The 15,975-nt window shown below is 48.6% G+C and carries 13 protein-coding genes; 8 read left to right on the forward strand and 5 right to left on the reverse strand.

What is annotated here, in order from left to right:
- Positions 1–38: 38 nt before the first annotated feature.
- The gene (locus O9X78_RS07695) at positions 39–719 is read right to left on the reverse strand and encodes a TetR/AcrR family transcriptional regulator (protein ID WP_269619054.1); all 681 of its coding nucleotides are present in this window, start codon (positions 717–719) and stop codon (positions 39–41) included.
- Positions 720–971: 252 nt separating this feature from the next.
- Between O9X78_RS07695 and O9X78_RS07700 the strand changes: the two genes are divergently transcribed.
- Positions 972–1,763 (forward strand): SDR family oxidoreductase, encoded by a 792-nt coding sequence (locus O9X78_RS07700; RefSeq protein ID WP_269619055.1) that lies wholly within the window; start codon positions 972–974, stop codon positions 1,761–1,763.
- 69 nt (positions 1,764–1,832) lie between these two features.
- On the opposite strand, the gene O9X78_RS07705 is transcribed toward O9X78_RS07700, so the two are convergent.
- Both O9X78_RS07705 and O9X78_RS07710 read right to left on the reverse strand, forming a co-directional pair.
- On the reverse strand, positions 1,833–5,534 hold the full coding sequence (locus O9X78_RS07705) for a translocation/assembly module TamB domain-containing protein (RefSeq protein WP_269619056.1): 3,702 nt from the start codon (positions 5,532–5,534) through the stop codon (positions 1,833–1,835).
- The gene (locus tag O9X78_RS07710) at positions 5,531–7,333 is read right to left on the reverse strand and encodes an autotransporter assembly complex protein TamA (RefSeq protein WP_269619057.1); all 1,803 of its coding nucleotides are present in this window, start codon (positions 7,331–7,333) and stop codon (positions 5,531–5,533) included. Before O9X78_RS07710 ends, O9X78_RS07705 begins: the two co-directional genes overlap by 4 nt.
- 249 nt (positions 7,334–7,582) lie before the next feature.
- On the opposite strand from O9X78_RS07710, the gene O9X78_RS07715 reads away from it, so the two are divergent.
- The gene (locus tag O9X78_RS07715) at positions 7,583–8,896 is read left to right on the forward strand and encodes an MFS transporter (RefSeq protein WP_269619058.1); all 1,314 of its coding nucleotides are present in this window, start codon (positions 7,583–7,585) and stop codon (positions 8,894–8,896) included.
- A gap of 26 nt (positions 8,897–8,922) precedes the next feature.
- Here O9X78_RS07715 and O9X78_RS07720 read toward each other — a convergent pair whose 3' ends face one another.
- Both O9X78_RS07720 and O9X78_RS07725 read right to left on the reverse strand, forming a co-directional pair.
- A complete protein-coding gene (locus tag O9X78_RS07720; protein ID WP_269619059.1) occupies positions 8,923–9,588 on the reverse strand; it encodes a nitroreductase in 666 nt (221 codons plus the stop codon).
- 163 nt (positions 9,589–9,751) lie between these two features.
- The gene (locus O9X78_RS07725; RefSeq protein ID WP_269619060.1) at positions 9,752–10,732 is read right to left on the reverse strand and encodes a malate dehydrogenase; all 981 of its coding nucleotides are present in this window, start codon (positions 10,730–10,732) and stop codon (positions 9,752–9,754) included.
- 297 nt (positions 10,733–11,029) lie between these two features.
- Between O9X78_RS07725 and ttcA the strand changes: the two genes are divergently transcribed.
- The 6 genes from ttcA to fliN all read left to right on the forward strand — a co-directional run bounded on the left by ttcA (position 11,030) and on the right by fliN (position 15,946).
- Positions 11,030–11,935: a tRNA 2-thiocytidine(32) synthetase TtcA gene (gene ttcA, locus O9X78_RS07730; RefSeq protein WP_269619061.1), complete on the forward strand. Its 906-nt coding sequence runs from the start codon at positions 11,030–11,032 to the stop codon at positions 11,933–11,935.
- A gap of 357 nt (positions 11,936–12,292) precedes the next feature.
- Complete coding sequence (locus tag O9X78_RS07735; protein ID WP_269619062.1) at positions 12,293–12,961, forward strand: hypothetical protein; 669 nt, start codon at positions 12,293–12,295, stop codon at positions 12,959–12,961.
- Positions 12,961–13,956, forward strand: coding sequence for a FliG C-terminal domain-containing protein (locus tag O9X78_RS07740; protein WP_269619063.1), 996 nt, complete (start codon positions 12,961–12,963; stop codon positions 13,954–13,956). Before O9X78_RS07735 ends, O9X78_RS07740 begins: the two co-directional genes overlap by 1 nt.
- 97 nt (positions 13,957–14,053) lie before the next feature.
- Entirely contained in the window at positions 14,054–14,398 is a 345-nt protein-coding gene (locus O9X78_RS07745; RefSeq protein WP_269619064.1) for an Hpt domain-containing protein, read from the forward strand.
- Between the two features lie 120 nt (positions 14,399–14,518).
- On the forward strand, positions 14,519–15,472 hold the full coding sequence (fliM, locus tag O9X78_RS07750; protein WP_269619065.1) for a flagellar motor switch protein FliM: 954 nt from the start codon (positions 14,519–14,521) through the stop codon (positions 15,470–15,472).
- Positions 15,473–15,532: 60 nt separating this feature from the next.
- Positions 15,533–15,946 carry a flagellar motor switch protein FliN gene (gene fliN / locus O9X78_RS07755; protein ID WP_269619066.1) on the forward strand — a complete coding sequence of 138 codons (414 nt, stop codon included), beginning with the start codon at positions 15,533–15,535 and terminating at the stop codon, positions 15,944–15,946.
- Positions 15,947–15,975: the final 29 nt, after the last annotated feature.

Raw genomic sequence — 15,975 nt, forward strand, 5'->3', positions numbered from 1 at the left:
GTTAACGTCACTTAAATTAAGTTTAAGCGACGTTAGTGTTATTCAGTTGGTTCTGGCGGGTACGGTGTTAGTGTTGTTGGCAGTTGCGAGATTTCGGTGGGATCGGTACAAAACCCGGCGATCATCATGCGCAGTGATTTTTCAGCTTGTAAATCCAAATCGCGATGGTAACCATAGGTATCGCCATGATCGAGCATCAGCGTTGCAACACCGTGAACCGCCGCCCACACCGTATGCGCCATAGACGCGACATCATCTAGCTCTCGCAATACGCCTGTTTTGTAGCCGCGCTCAACACTCGCACGAACCTTATAAATAGCTTCACGACCCATCGCAAATAGCTCGGGGTAGTCATTTCGTGGTTGTAATACGGGGCCGAACATCAGGTGGAATAACTCGGTGTGTGTTTTGGCGAACTGAACATAGCCTAGACCAAAATATAATAGGCTCAAATCAGCACGAGGCTCGCGTTCGCTCGGCAGACAAAATTCGAAGAAACGGCTAAAGCCTTCTGTCGCCAGCGCGGCCAACAGTGCGTTCTTATCTTTGAAATGACGATAGGGCGCGGTTTGCGAAACGCCAATCTCTCTGGCCAATGCGCGCAAGCTAAGTTCACCGATGCCATCACTGATTAGATGCTTTACGGCAAGGTTCATCAACTCTTGGCGTAGGTTGCCATGGTGATAGCTAGTGGGTGTTGTTGGTATAGTCATAGTCATGGTTTTTCGTCTGTCATCTCGATGCAATGTTGACAGCGATTATATCGGGTGTCATGTGTTATTTCGGATTTTTGCCGGCTGACCGACAAAGCAGCGCTATTTTAGCCAATTTATAGCCGAACGTCGCCTTATTGACAGAGACTGGCGCGGTTTCTGAGTAAATTCTGCTTTTATTTGTGATAATGAAGCTTAACACGGCATTAGGTGTGGCAAGGCGATTTTGCTTTGCTCCGCAAGTTGCAAGAGGTATGTATGGATTTGAATGTAAGCAACAAGGTGTTTTTAGTTGCTGGTGCGAGCAAGGGCTTAGGTTATGCCATTGCAGAACAGCTCGCCTTAAATGGCGCATCGGTAGCCATCGCGAGTCGTGACTCATACGCAATTCAGGCGGCGGCATCAGGCTTGTCTTCGGCAACAGGCGCAAAAGTACGTGGCTACAGCATGGACGCCAGCGATGCCGACAGTATTATTAATTGGGTTTCCCAGGCCAGTAACGATTTTGGTCGAATCGATGGTTTAGTGGTAAACGCTGGCGGACCACCGCCGGGTCAGTTTGATATTTTTAGTGATGAGGACTGGCAAGCTGCATTTCAGCTTACACTGATGAGTGCAGTCAGAATGATTCGTGAGTGCTTGCCCCACTTGCGCAAAGCGGGTGGCGGAGCCATTTTGACCCTAACTTCATCCTCGGTTAAAGAGCCTATCGATTTCCTGCTGTTATCAAACGTGATGCGCTCAGGGGTAACGAGCCTGGCCAAGAGTTTGTCGCGGCAGTTAGCGTCAGAAAATATTCGCGTTAATAATTTAGTGCCGGGATTAATTGCGACAGATCGTATGGTGAACCTAGATACCGCGCAAGCGAGTGCGAAGGGGATAAGCTTTGACGAGCAACGCGCCGCTAGCCAAGCCTTGATACCAATGGGACGTTATGGTGACCCCACTGAATTTGGCAAGGCGGGGGTTTTTCTGCTGTCAGATGCGGCCAGTTATATTACCGGCGCGACCCTTGTTGCCGATGGCGGCACTATGAAGACTGTTTGGTAAGTTGCTAGTCTGCCAATGGCGGCTAAACCGGAAACTCAGTACAAAACGGTAGGGGCGGCGAAATAGATCCTACTGTTCGCCGTGCTCTACTTTATACAGCAGGTCAATGCTTTGAGCTTTTCCAGACTGAGCCTTCAGACCTAAATTCTTGCTGAGGGAGTAGTCGAGCTGCACACTGCCAGCAGGGGTAAATAGGTTTTGCACATAGCTAATGAAAAGTTCAGGCGTGAGGTATTTCCCCACCACCAGCGAACTATCTTCGTAGCTATCGCCGCCTTGTAAGCTGATCACATCGACACCAAAGGTGTTCTGTAAGGTGTTGGTAATTCCCCTGCTTTGTGAAATACCCAAGGCTGTTGCTGCATTCATTACTTGATTCGCGTCTGACTTGTTCATATCAGACGGTGCTTTGCCAGTGATTAGAATTGCCATCACATCTGTGGGCGGTAGTGCGGGGTCAGAGAACAGCTCGCTGCGAATATCTTGTGCAAAACCGCCAATATTGACGCCGACCGTCGCGCTTTTAGTTTCCCTCACGGCCGTAATATTAAGACCGGGGTTATCAAGTGGGCCTTGAAATATAAGGAGCCCACGCTGCACATTTAATTTTTGGCCGTAGGCTTCGTAAACGCCGTCGTAAAGCGACAAAGAGCCGAAGGCTTGTGTGGCCGCATCCGATTTTTGTGTAACTTTTAATTCGCCACCCAAACGTGTACTCAGTCCGTAACCCTTAAACGCAAAACTATCATTGAGAGTGATCTGCACGCGGGTGTCGATTGGCCTTGATGGATTGGCATTCCGCTCGACGCGCGAGTTTACAATTTGTTCGTCTGGGGAAACACCCACCGCCTGTTCCGGCAGCGTTTTAAGGGTAAAGTTACCCTTTGGAATAGCTAAGGTTCCGCGTATTTTTATCAGTTCTGGTGTCAGGCTTGCGCTAATGTCAGGAGAGATCAGTACGAAGGCATCGCTTCTATCTAACGCGGTAATGTTTTCGCCGCTGATACGAATGTCGCCGGTTACTCCGGCGTTGCCACCGAGCGTACCCTGGCCGTTGATGGCCAAAATACCGTCTCCAGAGCGAATGTGGCTGTTTAGTTGCCATGGGCCGCGGCTATCAAAATTAATATTGGCATTGGCGTCTTTTAGGGACAGTCCAAGTTCTGGTAATTCCATTTTGACGTCGCTTAAACTCAGTTTGCCGTCGGCTATCGGTGCCGATATTTGCCCAGCAGTGATAATGTTTGCGCTTAACTCGCCGTCTAATTTTTCTAGTTGAGGGAAGAGTCCACCTATCCAGCGAAGATTGCTGAAACCGCCGTTGATAGACCCTGTTAGCTCGCTGCTGGCTGTGAGTCCGCTGGTATTGATATTTGCTTTTATACTGCCGACATCATCGATATTAAATAGCGCGTTCGCCTTTAATTTATTGTGCTCGATATTCGCCTTTGTGCTTAATGTTGCCAGATACTCGACCGCGTCTTGTTCTTCGTTTGCCTGATACGCGATACGAATTGGCCCGCTGCCGAGATCGAGTTCACCGTTGAGATCGTCGCTTTTACCGCTGATTGAAAAGCGGCTATTTAATGTCCCTGTGATAGTGGCGCCCGCAGGTAATCCCGCCGCAAATCGATTGAGTGAAAAGGAGTCTATGTGCCCGTCGGCACGAATGCTGCCATTGTCTAAGTTTGCGTTGCCGTAAATTCGGGTATCGTTTTGCGTTAAGCAAAAGTTTGCCAGCGTGACCTTGTTGGGGCCAAGGTCAATTTTACTGTCTTTTTCTAGTTGCCACGGTCCACTCACGGCGCTATCTAGCGCGAGGGACTTGATGGTGCTTAGCCAGCGATATTTTGTGGCTGTTTGCTGCAGTGCACCGGTTATTGCGACGTCGAGGTGTTTATCTCCATCAATTAAACCAATTACCAATTGATGTTGTTGAATGCTTCCTTTTGCATGCAAATTTAGCGCTGCATTGTTTAATACTGAGGCCGAGATGCCTGAACTTTCAAGGTCGAGTTTAATTGCGGCGGCGGTATCGGTTTCTAAGTCTATCTGCGCTGCTGCAATACTGTAGTTCTGGTACTGTAGTTTACTTAGCGCAACATCGGCTTTTATTTCAGGTGAACGACCTTCGTCAAAAAACGTAGTGATTGCACTACCCTTCAACATACCTGTTGAGCTTATCCCGCCATGAAGTTGGGGTAAAATCTGTTCGAGTTTAGGGGCGTTTAATACCCAATTAAACTCACTTTTGTCGAGCAATTTCCCGTCTGCAGCTAGGGTGTTGTCGCCAAGTTGAAGGTTTAGTTTGTCAAATGTCTGGCCTTTGTCATTTACGGTAACTGTTCCGCTACCTGAGACGGTTTTATCTGCAATATGGCCAGACAAAGTAGCAATATTTATAGCGGCCTGGTAGGTCTGGTTCTGCCAATACCCTGTGGTACTTAGGTCAATTGATAATTTGACAGGCCAGTCTGGAGTCAGAGAAGTAGTGTCAACATCGTCGGCGGCTAATTTGAGTTGCCAGCTCACTTTTTCCGCTTGGCTTTGCGTTGGATGACTCAGTAAAGCATTCGCATTAAATTCGCCTGCGAGGCTTAATTTTCCTGCGTCAGTTTGTAAGTTGAAGCTACTTAGGACGATGGCGAGCTTATCACCGCGCAGTGTTAATTCAACATCGGCGGGTTTCGCAAGCACACCATCGACGATCGATTGCGTTTTCGACGTATTGTTTGAGTACTTTTCGTTCTCCGAAGGCATTGTCGAGACGAGTTGGCTGTGGAGATTTAACGCGTAATTTTGCCAAGTACCCTGCAATCGAAACTGGCCCTCTGTGCTTGTTAGATTGATATTTTTGTGCGCCTCGGCTGAGTTTTTCGCTGGGTCATTTACAGGCAGTGCAAGCACCAGTTTTTGCCAGTCAAAGTTAGCGTCTAGCCGGATTTTTTCAATATCGACGGAGGCTTGTGATGGCTCATACCAGTCGGAAATGTCGATGTCGCCATCAATTTCTGAGGGCCGGGTAAGTTTATGACTCAGTCGCAAGTGTGCGAGGTCGCCTTTAATTTTGGCTGCACCGCTTGATACTGGCTGATTTGGTAGGCGTAATGACCAATCTAGGTTTAATCGCATTTGGTAGGGTGGGCGATTGTTTAGCTTGCCGCTAAGTTTTGCCGAATATTCCGAAGCTTTAATCTCTAATTTGGCAATGTTCGTGTTTATTAAACCGCTGTGTGCGGACAGTGAAATAGCATCGATGGATTGGATGCTGTCACCTTGGCGAATAGTTACCCCACTTATTTTCGCGTCTTTTAGTGAGACGGGAATCGGCAGACGGAGTGAGGGCCACGGAGACGGCGGCGAGGTTTCCTTTGCTGAATCTGGCGCAGCATGAATATCGATGTTCAGACTGTCAATATGCAGCTTGGAAATCAAAAACTCGCCACCGAGTATGCCCCATAAGCTCCAGTGACTATTTATTGACGCGATACTGATGTCAGCACTATCTAGTGGTAGGTGTAGATCTTTTAATTGAATACCAGTGGCGAGGGTGCCGCTATATTCTGAGAATGTTGCCTGCGGAGACACAAATGACAAACTTCGACTTAACAGCCAATCGCTGCCGCGTTGCGTGTCGAGGGTAAAGTAGAGCGCGGCGATCAGCGTGACTATCAAAAGGACTACGCTGAAAACACCTCGAACAATCCAGCGGCCTAGCAGGCGCAATTGCTGTGTTGGCGGTCTTGATGTTTTGTCCTTGTGCAGACTCATAGATCTGGTCCCATAGACAGATGGAAGCGGAAGCCGCCGTCTTTCAGCGGAAAACCAAAATCAACACGAATTGGACCAATGGGTGAAAACCAGCGCAAGCCTAGGCCTGCACTGCTATAGAAGGTGAAGTCATTGGTGTCAAATGCGTTACCGGCGTCGTAAAATGTGGCGAGGGCAAATTCGCCCCACACCTTATGGTCGTATTCAATACTGCCGGTTAACCTATGTTTGCCGCCTTCAACTTCGCCGTCACTATTCTCTGGGCCCAAGGACTCATAGGCAAAGCCGCGCACGCTGTTGTCGCCACCGGCAAAAAATCGCAAGGACGCGGGTAACTCAGAAAAGTCATTTAATGCGGTTAAGCCGAGCCCGCCGCGACTGATAAGACGGCCACCGAGCAGGGGCAGTATTACTTTGCCGTCTAGCTCTACTTGCGCGAGACTAACATTCGATACCACTCCGTCGAGTGCGCCGCGCGCCGCCGCGCTTATACGCCAGCCTTGGGTTGGATAGCGTCGATCATTGGCTTTGCTGCGCGCGTAAGCGATACCCGGCATAAGCAATGTTGATGAATTACTGTCGCCAGCGATGTCAAAATTTTCGCGGAGAAATTTCAAACTTAGGGTTTGCAACCAGCCATTGTCGGTCAGCGAGATAAGGGCAACTTCGGCTCTGTAGCTGGTACTTTCTGATGTGTCCGTGTCTTTGCGTTGCACACCGGTAGACCACACGGTTTTATCACTGAGCGGCTTTTCGCCGGGTTGCGAATATTGGTAGCCAAGATTCGATAGCACCGGAGAATATTGGCTGGTGATTTGATAGGTGTCACCGTCGTCGTTTATGCGCCGATTATTTAGGCCATAGCTAATACGAGGGCCAGTGTCGGTCGAAGCTCCAATACCTGCAGTGGTTTCATACTGTTTTTTGTGGGTGAAAGTAATATTGGTCGCGACGGTATTGGTGCTGGGGTCTGGATTTTCTTGGTCGACGTTTACAGAAGAGAAGTAGTTACTGCTCACCAAGTTATTTTGCAGAGTAATGAGTTTATCTGTTTCAAATGGATCGCTGCTTTGAAAGGGTAAATAGCGTTTTAACAAGGCATCATTCAGCAGTGAAGGGCCGAAGTTTATCGCGCCAAAGTGGTAGCGAGCTCCGCTTTGAAAAATGATGCTAATCGCGGCGGTATTGGTATCAGTGTTTACCTCCAGTTTATGATCAGTGAATTTACCGTCGAAATAGCCAGCATTTCGCGCCCGTTGGCTAATCTGTTTTTTGATGTCTTCGTAGTCGCTATGCAATAACTTTTCGCCGACTTTTGTGGGTAGTTTAGCTAGGTAGTCCTTGAATACGGGATCTTCGCTGCCGTCACCGTCAATGCGAACGTCTAGCTTCGCAATTTTGGTCGCTGGACCGGGGTTTAGCGCTAAGTGGAGTTGCCAGCATTCGTAGGTTGTCTCTTTTTTGATGAGATTGAGTGGATTAACCGCGGACACGATGCCGTTGTTGTTTCCTTGGGCTGTTATCTCTTTCTTGGATTTTGTTAGTGTCCATTTGCCGTGGTAGTAACCGAGTGCGCGCAGTGCTTCAGATATCTTATCGTCGCTGTTCCGAAGGCGGTTGCGTAGTTTTAATTCAGATAGCTGACAGCTAATGTCGGTAACAACAAAATGCGCGCGAATATTTTCTTGGAGTTTTGCATTGCCGCCGCTAATAGACAGGCTTGGTGTTTCATCTGCCAACGTATTGATGCAAATGCAAAATAATAACAAAGCAATTAGCGGGTGGGCCCGTTTAAACATAAATCCTGAACGCGTTGCGAGGTGGCGGTGGATAGGTGTACTTACCTGATATTAGCGATTATGCCTCGCTTGATTTTTACTAGCTACTTTAAAGTTGATAACTTCAAGTGAGTGGCTGCCCATATAATCTGGGATAGTCCCGCACATGACTAACGGCTGCTGCTAGAATGCACACCCTGGCGCGTTGTCGTAATGGAAATGAGCTAAAGTTCATATGATGTTTGGTCACACAAGTTACAAGGTTTGTTTATGAGGCGGTTATTGATGCCATTGGCGGCTTTGCTGCTGTCCGATGCCCTATTGCTCGTTGGGCATGGATTAATGCTCACCTTGCTGCCTCTGCGCGCTGAAATTGAGCAATTTACCGCTACCCAAACAGGTTTGACCGCATCTACCTATTTTGTTGGTTTTGTTATTAGCTGTTTGGTCACGCCGCATATCGTGCGTCGGGTAGGGCATATACGCAGTTTTGCGGTATTAGCGACGATATTTTCTGCGGTGGTTTTGCTGTTTCACGGTTTACCCAGTTTTGTTGCTTGGTTGGTGCTGCGCTTTGTGGTGGGTTTCTGTATTTCCGGTTTGTACATGGTTATAGAAAGCTGGCTCAATGACCGCGCAACTCGCGAGACACGGGGTACGATACTGTCGCTGTATACCGTCATCAACTTAAGTATGATCATTGTTGGTCAGCAAATGCTAAATTTTGCTGACCCATCGGGACCCGTATTGTTTGGTTTGGCGGCGATTTTATTGTCACTTGCGATAGTGCCGGTCTGCTTAACAGCGACCTTGGCGCCAACGCCAATGCCGGTTGTAAAGCTCAATTTTCGACGGCTTTGGCAATTGTCTCATGTCGGTATGGAGGGGGCGATTACTAGTGGTCTTGTCACCGGCGCCTTTTGGGCATTGGGGCCAGTGTATGCACGCGGTCTAGGTTTAGATACCTCCGAGCTAACCCTGTTTATGAGCGGTGCTGTACTAGGCGGCGCTTTGTTCCAATTGCCCTTGGGGCGTTTATCCGATCGCTATGATCGGCGCTTGGTATTGTATTTTAACTGTCTCGCGGGCGCTGCTGTATCGATGGTTTTAGTCTTTGTCCCAGCTATCGGCAACTTGCTGTTACTGTTGTCGGTGCTGTGGGGTGGGGCGGTAATGACCATGTATTCAATTTGCTTGGCGCATACGTCTGACAATGCCGAGGCCAGTGATTTTGTGTTAATAGGGAGCGGTATTTTATTTTTGTTTGGTTGTAGTTCGGCATTGGGGGCACCATTGGCCTCGATCTTTATGTCGCTACTTGGTCCACCGGGGTTATTTGTTTTTTCGGCGGTATGTTTGCTTGGGTTTACCTTGGGAATTTCGATTCGTCGAAAATCCCATGTTTTGCCTCTTGTCGATTCAACGGAACCATTTGTTCCGGTCTCGGTTACTTCGCCAATGATATTTGAGCTGGATCCGCGAACAGAAGACTCAGATGCAGAGCAGGCAGCGGCTGGTGAGCAGGAAGAGAGGTCAGACGGTGACGCGAAAGTTGTTGAGGTGATTGACCCTATTGAAGGCTAATAAGGTCAATCAACTTCGGGTACTGTTTAGTTGATGAATTGCACCAAATCATCGAGAGTGGCGCGATCTATAGTGACGTTGTTGATTTGTGCTCCCACGTCTTCGTAGCCAAAGGACAATCCGCAGATAATACCGTTGCCTTCGGGAATGTTCGCTATTTTAAAGACTTCGTCGGGATAAAACGCCAACGCACCTTGAGGGCAACTAGCTAAGCCGTGTTCAACTAACACCAGCATTAATGTTTGCAGATAAATGCCCACGTCTAGGGCGTTGACCGGCCCCAGATTGGCAGGCATTGATATAAAGGCGACATGCGGGGCATCAAAAAACTCCCAGTTTTTCATCATCAGAGCAAAACGCTTGTCTTTCTCGTGACGCTCAATACCCATGGTGCCGTAGTAGTCCATTGCACATTGATATTGGCGGTCTTTATAGACCCCTGTGAGGTTTTGGTCCCCTGGTGCGAAAGCGGGCGACGGTGCCTTGCCGGCACTCATTTCGGCAAACATGGCAGCTTGTAAATCTTTTCTGGCCTGACCAGACACCACCACGGTATGCCAAGGCTGGGTATTGCAGTTCGACGGGGCGAAGCGGGCCTGATCGAAAATTTTCTTAAGAAGCTCCGGTGCAACGGGGTCTGGTTTGTAACCGCGTATGGAACGGCGAGTTTTTACAGCGTCGGAGACGTTCATTTGAGGCTTTCCTAGTCATTTTAAAGAGCTAAAAGGTAAATGATTTTAGCCGAGTAGTCATTGGGGGGCTGAAAAATAGTACTTATTTGGTGGTGCACAAATTCTATAGGCAATAAAAAGGCGACTGAGGCCGCCTTTTTATCAACTACTAAGAACTGAGTTCTTATGGCAGAAGGTGTTTTACACCATCACGCTCTTCGGCAAGTTCTTGCTCAGTGGCTTGCATTTTGCCACGGCTAAAGTCGTTTATCTCTAAGCCTTGAACGATTTCCCACTCGCCATCTTTGCAGCGGCAAGGGAAAGAGTAGATCAGGCCTTCTTGAATGCCGTAGCTACCATCGCTATATACGCCCATAGAAACCCAGTCGTCACCAGTTGTACCTAGTGCCCAGCTGCGCATGTGGCCGCTAGCGGCATTGGCTGCAGATGCGGCAGAAGATGCGCCACGCGCTTTAATAATGGCTGCGCCGCGTTGCTGTACTGTTGGGATGAAATCAGCTTCTAGCCACGCTTGGTCAACTAGGTCGCTGGCGGTTTGGCCAGATACTTTAGCGTTGAACAGATCTGGGTACTGGGTCGCTGAGTGATTGCCCCAGATTGTCATGTTGGTCACGTCGTTGACTGTCTTGCCAGTTTTAATGGCGATCTGAGTCATGGCGCGGTTGTGATCTAAACGGGTCATCGCTGTGAAGTTGCGCGCTGGAATAGATGGCGCATTGCGCTGAGTGATCAGTGCATTGGTGTTTGCTGGGTTGCCGACAACCAATACTTTGATGTTCTTGCTAGCGTTTTGATCAATCGCTTTGCCTTGAACAGAGAAAATAGCAGCGTTCGCTTCAAGCAGATCTTTACGTTCCATGCCTGGGCCACGTGGACGGGCGCCAACAAGCAGTGCGTAGTCCGCATCTTTGAAGCCAACATTTGGATCATCAGTACATACAACGCCAGCGAGCAGCGGGAATGCACAGTCTTCTAATTCCATACGCACGCCTTGCAGGGCGTCCATGGCTGGAGTGATATCAAGTAAGTGCAGAATAACGGGTTGATCGTCGCCCAGCATAGCGCCGGATGCGATACGGAAAAGAAGTGCGTAGCCAATTTGGCCGGCTGCACCGGTAACGGTGACGCGAACTGGTTGTTTCATTGGGCGATTCCCTTTCTGATGTTGGTCTGATTTTTGAGCGGGTGCGATCGGACGTGGATTACACAGTCCAACATGCACCCGTGCCGGGGTCTGGCCGTGTACGAGACACCTCATGCCAGCAGATTTTGGCGGGCTAATGATAGTCATCTCCGTCGCGGATTGCCAGCGCTGGAGGCCGCAAAGGCCAAATACAGGCCAAGATGCGCTTTTGGGTGGGCTACTGAGTGCGAGTTTGTGGCCGCTGAGAGCACGTTTCTATATAATGCGCGACCCAGTTCACCAATTGATTCGTCCCTTATGTCCAGCTCACCGAAACTTGAATTCAATAAACTTCAAAAACGTTTGCGCCGTCACACCGGGCAGGCAATTGAAGACTACAAGATGATCGAAGAGGGCGATCGGATTATGGTGTGTCTATCGGGTGGTAAAGATAGCTATACCATGCTCGATATACTGATGAATCTACAAAAGAGCGCGCCGGTTAAATTTGAACTGGTTGCGGTCAATATGGACCAGAAACAACCGGGCTATCCCGAGCATATTTTACCTGGGTATCTTGATGCTCTGGGTATTGAGTATTACATCGTCAACAAAGACACCTATTCCATCGTCAAACAGAAGATCCCAGAAGGTAAAACCACCTGTGGGCTATGTTCGCGTTTACGTCGCGGCACCTTGTATGCCTTTGCCGAGGAAATTGGCGCGACCAAAATTGCATTGGGCCACCATAAAGACGATATCGTACAAACGCTGTTTTTGAATATGTTTTACGGCTCTCGTTTATCGGGTATGCCACCAAAGCTGCTTTCTGATGACAAGCGAAACATCGTTATTCGTCCGCTGGCATACTGCCGCGAGAGTGATATCGAAGCATTTTCGGCGCATAAACAGTTCCCGATTATCCCCTGTAACCTCTGTGGCTCGCAGGAAAATTTACAGCGCCAGAATATTCGCAAAATGCTGATGGATTGGGAAAAGGTCGACGGCAGCCGGATTGAGAAGATATTTTCGTCCATGCAAAATATTGCACCATCCCAGATGGCTGATCCTAATTTATTTGATTTTGCGTCGCTGACCATAGATCGCTCGGGCGAACGTAAAGAGTACGAGTTTGATTCTACTCAAACTATCGATGCGGGTGGCGTGCCGGCGACGGCCCCGGCTTCATCTGCTGATTTTATCGAGTTGGTTCAGCTGAGCTAGGGTGAGCCCTCGTTGCATAGCTGGGCATTTGCAAGATACTTTGCGCTGAAGCAGGCGGTGCTTGTATCGTTTCCAAATTTAATTCTTTTGTGGCATCCCCGCGTCGACTCTATTCATAAGGGTTTCATTTCTTTCACTTTGGCTATTGGGTCGATGCTGGCCTGATTTCTGCTATATCACTGCTAATTGGCCTAAATAGGCGCCACGTCTGACTATTCGCCATTGATTCTAGGTGTGCTCGTCAAAATAATGACTATTATTGGGCGTGGATGAATCATATTTGACGTGGCGTCATTAAATTGACAGGTATTCGCTGGTGCTCTCTGTGAGCGAGGTTAGTCAGCTGTGGGACAGGGTGTGGAACAACAAAATTCTTCAATAACAGTACTTAAAGGCGTCGTCGTTTTGATGGCGCTGTGCTTGCTCGCCGGTTTGGTATTGGGGGGCGAATTAATATGGCAGCAGCTGCGCGTCAGCGATGAGGCAGAAATAGTCGGAGCGGCGACGGATCTACGCAGCCAGCGTGAAGACTACCTTGAACGCAAAGTGCTGGTTTTGGCGTCATCGTTTATGGATGTGGCGGATTTGCGCGTAAGCGTACAAACGTCGAATGGTAGCGACGGCCGCGAACTTAAAACCGTGTTTGCTATTGTTAATAGCGATGTCCGAAATTCTGAAACTGAACAATTCTTAAATACTGCTATTAGGTCCGGTTTGGCGCTAAACGACGCGCTTGGTGATCAATTAACGGTGCAATTTCATGCCTTTCAAGTCCCTCAAACTAATAAGAATTTTCTGTTTGTTCTTGAAATTAAGCACCGACTTTATCTGGTCCTAGGTTTGCTCTTATTTGGCACCGTGGGACTGACGTTTTCATTCCATCGTTACCGACAATCGCGTGTGACTGATTTGCAGTTAGATGGTGATTATCGCGATCAGTTAACGCGTTTTAAAAGCATTGCTGACGAAGAGCCTAGCCGTGTAGCCAGTGTTTTAAGTGAGTGGTTAAACGGAGCACCTAGTTGATGGCGACATCGTTGCATTTGTCAGATGCTGAGCAGGCCGCAGCGCTAATTATGTCCTTAGATAAAGAGCAGGCCGCAGCGGTGATTCGTGCTCTTCCACCAGCTGATGTTCATCGCTTAGCGGCAGTGATGAGCGGTATGGATGCGCCAAGTAGTACAGAATTTAATCAGGTGTTGACGCGTTTTCATCGCGATGTGAAAACCTTTTCGGGTGTGAAACCCAAGGCCAGCGAGGCAGTGCTCAGTTTGCTTGAGGAGGCGCTGGGTGAAGAGCGTGCTCATTTGCTCGGTGAGCGCTTGGCGTTGCACGGCCAATCTCAGCATATCGGTAAATTAAAGTGGTTGGAGGCGGCGACGATTGTAGAGATTATTCGTCGCGAGCACCCCCAAATTCAGGCCGTAGTTATTGCCTGTTTGGAGCCTGCGCAGGGTAGTCAGGTACTGTTAGCATTTGAAGAGTCCCGGCGTCTGGATTTGTTAGCGAGGCTGTCTGGATTAACAAAGTTAACGCCTGCAGCACTTGAAGAATTAGATTACCTACTGGAACAGTATTTTACAGAAGTCGGAAGACCGCTTGGGAGAGCGATGACAGGGGACTCGCTAGCTGCGGCATTGCTGAACGAAATGGATGTGAGCGTGGAAAGCAGTCTGCTTAATGGGCTAAGAGCCACGCAGCCTGATCACGCGGCGCGCGTGGAAGAGTTGATGTTCGGTTTTGCACAGATAAATCATTTGTCGGATCAGGATCTTGTTATTTTACTTCGGCAGCTTACGCCTGAGATTCTTGCGCCCGCGATGGCGGAGACGGGCGCGCAGCTACGGCGACGATTTATAAGCTTGATCAGCGATGAGCAAAAGCAGGGTTTGAAGTTATTACTCGGGCGATATACGCAAGCTGAATGCGCTGCTGCACAAGCAGAAATAGTTATGGTTGCTAAACAAATGGCTGCGGTTGGTGAAATTATTCTCGATGCGCGCAAAATTGATGTATTTTGATGAGTATCTTTGGCGCGGCTTAGATTAAACTGGGTTACAAGTGTTATCGCGCTAATGTGTTTCTTTAATTAATTTTTAAACAAGGACGTTTAAGATCATGTCGGCTTTGAATATATCCTTACTCGAAGAACTCCGTGGCTTCATGGAAGATGACGTCATTACCTTGATAGATGAATTTGAAATTGATACCCGCGAGCGCTTAGAAAGCATAGGCCAGGCTATCGAAAATCAAGACGCCGAAAAACTACGCACGATGGCGCACACGATGAAGGGGGGCGCTGCGTCGCTGGGCGCAGACAATCTCTCCCAGCACTTTCGCGGCCTGGAACTGCGTGGACGCGATGCCAGTTTTCAAGATATTCAGCAAGATTTTAGCAACGCCCAGCGCTGTTTCACTGAAGCAATGATGTTAATACGTAAATGGTTGGCTGAGGGAAAATAACACATGTCAATTTATTGACGTAAAACCCTTCTCCTAAGTATATGATATTTATAGTAATAGTTTTGGCCTAAGTCTTGCTGTAAGCACGTGTATTCCTTTTTAAGTGCTGGTCTGGGCCTAATGGTGAAAGAGTTACTTTCTCAAGCAGAAATCGATGCCTTATTGGCAAATGTGCAAGCACAAACGCCAAGGCAAGATCGCGCTAACTCTGTTGCCGCCCGCTCCTTCGATTTAGCGAGCAGACGGCAACTAACAAAGCGCCAGCTTCCTGGCTTAGAACAAATTAATAAGCGTTTTGCTGAGTACTTCCGCGAGAGCGTTTCTGATGTCTTGGGCCAAGGGGTTGATGTTGCGGCTATAGATCTGCAATTCCAAGCTTACAGCGAATATTTACACTCTTTGTACGTACCTACCTCTCTTAATATTATGCGCTTGCACCCTCTGAAAGGTGCGGCAATGCTAGTCTTTGATGCGCGCCTTGTGTTTCGTTTGGTCGATATGTTTTTTGGTGGCAGCGGTAGCCAAGGTCATGCTGATGGTCGTGATTTTAGCAAGGTAGAACGCCGTGTCATTACTCGGCTTATTGAGCGTGCTCATCTGGACTATGATCGGGCGTGGCGCTTGACGAGCACTATCAAGAGTGAAGCGTTGTCAATGGAAGTGAATCCTGCGATGGCCGGTATCGCCGGTCAGGCAGAGACGATAGTGGTTTGCCGTTTTCAGATTGAATTAGATAGCGGTGGCGGCGGTGAATTTGATATTGCATTGCCACTCACCATGCTAGAGCCGGTAATGGATTTGCTCAGTAAAAATGCGTCTTCAGAGCAGTTAAGTAGCAACACCCATTGGCAGGCTACGCTTGGTTTGTCTCTGTTGGATACCAAGGTTAGCACTCGCTGCACACTAGCAGAGCCAATGATGACCTTAGGGCAAGTGGCTAACTTGCAGGTCGGTGATGTCATTCCTATTAGCAACCGTCAGCCGTCGGTGTTAAAGGCATCTGGTGTGACCATGGCGCGGGGGCAATTGGGGGTTGTGGATGGCTATCTCACATTAAAGATTATTGATGAGTAGCATTTTGAGCCCTATGCGTTTTGTACAAACAAATAAATGATGCGGTAATGAGATTGAACTATGGATAAACAAGATGAACTCCGCCGTCAGCGCCAAGCATTAAAGGAAGAGATGGAGGCGGCCGACAAGGGTGAGCTTCAAGGTGCTAGGCAAACCGGCGTTAAGCGCATGCCAGAGGGCGCATCTGCCAGACTTCGTGAGCGAGGGGCGACTGGGCCGGATTTGTCGATGGTGATGGATATTCCTGTGCGGCTTACCCTGGAGGTAGGCGGAAGTAATATGCCTATTCGCGATTTACTGCAATTACATCAGGGCGCTATTGTCGAGCTCGATCGGAAGGCGGGTGAGCCATTAGATGTATTAGTAAATGGTACATTGATCGCGCGTGGTGAAGTGGTAGTGATTGAAGACAAACTAGGAATTCGACTGACCGAGGTGGTTAGCCAGGCTGAGCGATTAAAGTCCTTGAGTTAAGCAAGGTTAAACCCTAATAACGATTTATC

Source organism: Zhongshania aquatica, from assembly GCF_027257955.1.
Lineage (GTDB): Bacteria > Pseudomonadota > Gammaproteobacteria > Pseudomonadales > Spongiibacteraceae > Spongiibacter > Spongiibacter aquatica.